Consider the following 811-nt stretch of genomic DNA (forward strand, 5'->3'; position numbering starts at 1 on the left):
ACGGCCGCATCGCCAATTTCTGCGGCCTTCAGCGGGACGTCAGCGAACGGGTCGCCGCCGAGCGCGAGCTCCGTCAACTGCACGATCGGCTTGCCGAAACCGACCGGCTGAAGGACCAGTTTCTGGCCGCGTTTTCTCACGAGCTTCTGACGCCTCTCAACATCATCCTGGGTTACGCCGACATCCTCGGGGAGACGGCGGGCGCAGGTCTGGACGCGGAGTCGCGCGATTGCCTCGAACGTATCTCGCGAGGAGCGGCCAATCTGGCGAGAACGATCAACTCGACCCTCGACCTGGCGCGGCTGCGCATCAACGAGATCCGGCCGATTCCGCAAACGGTGGACGTGGCCGCGCTCGTCGCCGACACGGCCGAGCGTTTCGTGGCGCAAGCCGCCGCCAAGGGACTCGAACTTGTGTGCGCGGGCCCGGACGAGCCGGTGCCGGCACTGACCGATCCGGATCGCGTGCGACAGATCGTGAGCAATCTGATCGACAACGCCGTCAAGTTCACGGACCGGGGCCGCATCGAAGTCGTGGTCGGGGCAACGCCCGACGCCGTATCGATCGCCGTCGGGGACACCGGCATCGGCATTCAGCCGGCGGATCGGGCGCGGATCTTCGACGATTTTCGTCAGGCCGACGGCTCCTCCACCCGCGTTTACGGCGGCTGCGGTCTCGGCCTTTCGGTCTGTCGGCGACTGGTGCAACTGCTCGGCGGCACGATCGGCGTCGAGAGCGCGCCCGGGCAGGGCAGCCGATTCTCGGTAACGCTCCCCCGCCAGATACCGGCGAGCCCGGTCAAGTAGGACGT

The 811-nt window shown here is 67.1% G+C and carries 1 protein-coding gene; it reads left to right on the forward strand.

Annotation, left to right across the window (positions count from 1 at the left end):
• Window positions 1-806: HAMP domain-containing histidine kinase (locus tag L6Q96_23215; GenBank protein MCK6557460.1), on the forward strand; the 806-nt coding region annotated here is incomplete at its 5' end.
• Window positions 807-811 lie beyond the last annotated feature (5 nt).

The organism is Candidatus Binatia bacterium (assembly GCA_023150935.1).
GTDB lineage: Bacteria > Desulfobacterota > Binatia > HRBIN30 > HRBIN30 > JAKLJW01.